This window comes from Mycobacterium sp. (assembly GCF_052143115.1).
Classification (GTDB): domain Bacteria; phylum Actinomycetota; class Actinomycetes; order Mycobacteriales; family Mycobacteriaceae; genus Mycobacterium.
The window spans coordinates 1-3677 of record NZ_JBKQTQ010000334.1 but is presented as its reverse complement, the minus strand read 5'-3'; the positions used below and the strand labels follow the sequence as shown (position 1 = coordinate 3677).

At 64.2% G+C, this 3677-nt stretch carries 3 protein-coding genes and 4 pseudogenes; 2 read left to right on the top strand and 5 right to left on the bottom strand.

Features of this window, described 5'->3' with window-relative positions; translation table 11 throughout:
* Positions 1-576 precede the first annotated feature (576 nt).
* The 3 genes and pseudogenes from ACLQI9_RS32305 to ACLQI9_RS32295 form a co-directional block, all read right to left on the bottom strand.
* Positions 577-1002, bottom strand: coding sequence for a hypothetical protein (locus ACLQI9_RS32305; protein WP_442378805.1), 426 nt, complete (start codon positions 1000-1002; stop codon positions 577-579).
* A 66-nt stretch (positions 1003-1068) separates the two neighbouring features.
* Complete coding sequence (locus tag ACLQI9_RS32300) at positions 1069-1203, bottom strand: CGNR zinc finger domain-containing protein (RefSeq protein WP_442378803.1); 135 nt, start codon at positions 1201-1203, stop codon at positions 1069-1071.
* Between the two features lie 45 nt (positions 1204-1248).
* A pseudogene (locus tag ACLQI9_RS32295) lies at positions 1249-1545 on the bottom strand (ABATE domain-containing protein); the annotation flags it as partial.
* A gap of 715 nt (positions 1546-2260) precedes the next feature.
* Here ACLQI9_RS32295 and ACLQI9_RS32290 point away from each other — a divergent pair.
* Positions 2261-2905, top strand: coding sequence for a DUF732 domain-containing protein (locus ACLQI9_RS32290; protein ID WP_442392842.1), 645 nt, complete (start codon positions 2261-2263; stop codon positions 2903-2905).
* Between the two features lie 222 nt (positions 2906-3127).
* Here ACLQI9_RS32290 and ACLQI9_RS32285 read toward each other — a convergent pair.
* Positions 3128-3214, bottom strand: a pseudogene (locus ACLQI9_RS32285) (hypothetical protein); the annotation flags it as partial.
* Between the two features lies 1 nt (position 3215).
* On the opposite strand from ACLQI9_RS32285, the pseudogene ACLQI9_RS32280 reads away from it, so the two are divergent.
* Positions 3216-3341 (top strand): annotated as a pseudogene (locus ACLQI9_RS32280) (integrase core domain-containing protein); the annotation flags it as partial.
* On the opposite strand, the pseudogene ACLQI9_RS32275 reads toward ACLQI9_RS32280, so the two are convergent.
* A pseudogene (locus tag ACLQI9_RS32275) lies at positions 3336-3677 on the bottom strand (putative zinc-binding metallopeptidase); the annotation flags it as partial. The pseudogenes ACLQI9_RS32280 and ACLQI9_RS32275 overlap by 6 nt on opposite strands.

Sequence of the window (3677 nt, the reverse complement as noted above, 5' to 3'; positions counted from 1 at the left end):
TCCAAGTTCTGCCGAGCAATTCGGGCAGCGGCGCGACTCGAATGGGACGAAGCCATGGCAGACGGGGCAGGCGAACGCGCGCACGGATTCCATCGTGGCAGTCCGCGCGGGCCGGCCGCATCGCTTCGGCCGGAATCACGACGGACGCGGCGAATGTCGCAACGTCATGGGTCAAACTTCACCCGGCAACGTACCGCAGGAGCAGTTCCATGCGTCGCCCGTCCCTACCGACGCGGCGCGCCGCCCCAGCCGTGGCTAGCTAACGGGCCGCGCCGCAGCTCGCCCCGGCGTCACCCCGGCGACTGGGGGCGATTCCTAGCCGCACCGAAGCCGTACCGGAATCGTACTGGCAACGGGCAGATTCGTTGCCTTCCAGGCGATTTGATGCGTCGGAGCGAACCATTTCGCCTGGTCGTGCGTGCGCCAGATAGGGACTCATAATCCGTAGGTCGCGGGTTCGAGCCCCGGCCGCCCCACTGTAAAATGCCTGGTCAGCGCCTATTTGAGGCGCCGCGGGCGACTTCCCGCAGCCGTTGACGTACGCGGCGTGTACGCGACTGGCGGGTGCAGGCCGATCTAGCTAACGGGCGACAAGTGCTGGTAGTCGGGGTGGCTGTGCGCTCCTAACGACCTCAGTAGCCTCAACACGAGTCTCGCCGTCACGTTGTCCGGCTCGGTGTCGAGCTCGGTAAACGTCGCCTCAGTGGCCTTACCGTAAGTCGGCTCTGTGTAGATCGGCCCTGGATCACCCCATGAATCAACCGTTTTGCTCGACGTCGCACCATCAAGCCCGGTCGTCACAACGGCAATCTGCCACGCGCCGTAGTAGCCACACTTCTTCCCCACTTGCGCAGCGAGCCGCAGCAGCTTGCCCGATTCGGTGGCGCGGGCAGCGTCGACGGCCGCGCGAGCAGCGTCATCCAGCGCGACCGGCACGACCATTCCCGGCAACACGATCGGGTCTTTGACAAATAACGCCGGCACTGATTTGGCTTCAGCCATTAGTCCTCCAAAGTTAAGCCTGCTGCGCTCAACCTTGTCGGCGCCGAGCTGGTTCCCGGCGGGGGGCTAACCCGACGCGGCGCGCTGGCGGGCGCGGAAGGCCTGGACTTTCGCCTTATTGCCGCAGGTGCCCATCCCACACCAAAGCCGGTTCTTGGCTCGCGATGCATCCACGTACAGGCGGGTGCAGTCGGGGTGCACACAGCGCTTGACGTTGTCGATGTCGGCGCCGGGCAGCAGGTCGAGCAGATCCGCGGCCAGGGTCGCCAGCAGTTGCGATGGGGTGCCGTCACGGCGGGTGGCGCCGGTGCGCAGTAATCGTGGCGTGAGCTGCGCGCCGGAAGCGCGCTCGTTGAGCAGGTCGACGTCGGCGGGCTGGAGCCGGCGGCCGTCGAGTCGAGCGGTAACCGTCCGATATATGGCTTCCCGCAGCTCGATCGCGGCGACCAGATCGTCGTCGGTGACATCGATGGCGGCGTCCACCAGCCCGCCCTGAACCGCCCAGTCCGACAGCAGTTTCGGCTCGGTCAGTAGCTCCTCGCGTGCTCGCGCCCGGGAATGAAACCTGTCAAGGTGGTTACTTGTGAGCCCCTCCGCCGTCTAACCGAGTAACCAGCCGATCTATATGGCAGTGAAAGGCGAAGGGAGCCAACCGAAATAGACCTCTACCGGACAACTCACCCGATGAGGTTGGCGAAAGGATCGCACCAGCCGGGCTTCGGCAAAGGGTGCGCAATGAGAGCGGGTGTGGCCACCGCGCGCCCATCCCTCATTGATTGTCAGTGAGATGTCCAAATGGTAAACTACAAGCAAACAACAGGAAACATGCAACCAAACCACAGCCTAACGCAAGGTTGTGTCATCACCATAAAATCACGTTGAATAAAACAGGCGGAGCAAGGTGTCGAAACATCGTTGTCGCAACGATGCATCGCGCATGCGCTCAGAATTTGATCAAAAAAGCCGAGGTCACAGACGGCTCTAACGCTGACGGACCACTCGTAGCCGAGTGAGGTAGCAAATGTCAACTCTGTCCCGCGTGGTTCTCAGTAGTGCGGTTGCGTCAAGGCGGGTTAACGGTGCCGCGCGAAGGGTGCGGATAGGTGGCATGGCCGTCCTGGCGGTTATGGCTTTGGGTGCCGACCCTGTTGCGAACGCCAATCCGACGGACTTCTTTGCTGCCGCGCAGGCGGCAGGCGTTACCGGACGGCGGCTACACCGGTCATGGGGCGGCTGCGGCTTTGCAGCAGGAGAAATCATGAAGTCACTCGTAGCCGCGTTGCTGACCGACGCCGCATTGGCGCTGGCCCCCGTGGCGCTTGCCGACGGAAGCGACGACCAGTTCTTGTCCGCGCTGGCCGCGGCGGGCATCCCGGCCCATGACGGCATTCCGGGCGTGATCGCTCACGGCCACAACGTGTGCGATGTCCTCGGTGCTGGAATGTCTCCGGGGGCGGCAGCCGACGAGTTGGCTCACCACGGCTATGCCGAGGACCCGAGCCACCCGTTCGACCAGTACCTGCGCACCATGCAGGCGTTCGTGCGGGTGTCGACGCAGACCTTCTGCCCTGGACGCGTTGGCGCGGCCTACCACCACGGTGGTCGCGTGATTCTCGCGGGCCTCAACGTGCCGTCGCCGCCCCCGCAGTTGCCGGAGGTGCCCGACGTGATTCACTTTGCGGCGCCGCCCGTGCAGGTGGCACCCAGGCCCAAGCAGACGCCCCCGCCGGTGCAGAAGCCCCCGCCACCGCCGCCCGAGGTGATCCCCCCGCCCTCTGAGGGGTCGCAGGGGGGCCAAGGAAAGGGTGGCACAGGCGGTGGCATCGACGGCGGTGGCACCAGCAGTGGTGGCACTCAGTCCGCGCCGGACCCGTCCGAGGGCCACGTTGCCCTGCTGCCGTAGAGGAGGGAGTGGAGTCCGATGATGACCAAGACCACCGACGAAGCGGCTCATTTCGTTACTGCTGCGTATCAGGACCTGTGCCCGGTGCCTGGTGCTCCTGGTGAATATGACTGGTGGGCTTATAGCAACGGGTCCGGCTAATCGCCGCAATAAGCAGGCCCGGAAGCCGTGGACGGTGATGCGTCGCCAATTCCCTAGTAGCGCGTAACCCTCGCATCTGTTGGCGTACAACACAATTCGCTGACCGGGTGAGGTCAGTCGCTTCGTGCGGTACAGCGCGATGGCGTTGCCTTTGTCGAAGATCGCCAGCATCGAGCATCTGCTGACTGCGCCGCGCAGCCCGACCACGACCGGCAAGATTGAGCGGTTCCACCGCAGCCTGCGAGCTGAATTCCTCAGCGCCCACACACCTTTCACCAACCTCAAGACCGCCCAGCATCTCGCGGCACTCGTCAAGGTAGCGCGCCGCTCCGGGATCGGTTTCCACCAGAATGTTCTGGTAATAGTGGCCGACCTCGTGGCGGAAATGCCCCAGCATGGTGCGGTACGGCTCACCGAGGTGGACCCGAAGCGACTCACGGTAGGCGTCCAGCGACTCGACCAGATCGATCGTGATTACCCCGCCGGCGTGCCCGATTACCACGCGTTCACCGCCGCTGTAACTGGACAGCAGATCAAACGCAAGCCCTCCGTCTTTCCGCCAGAACGGGTCGACCGGCAAGCCGATGTCAATGAGCTGACAAATCAACCGCCGCAGGGCGATCCCGGTGGA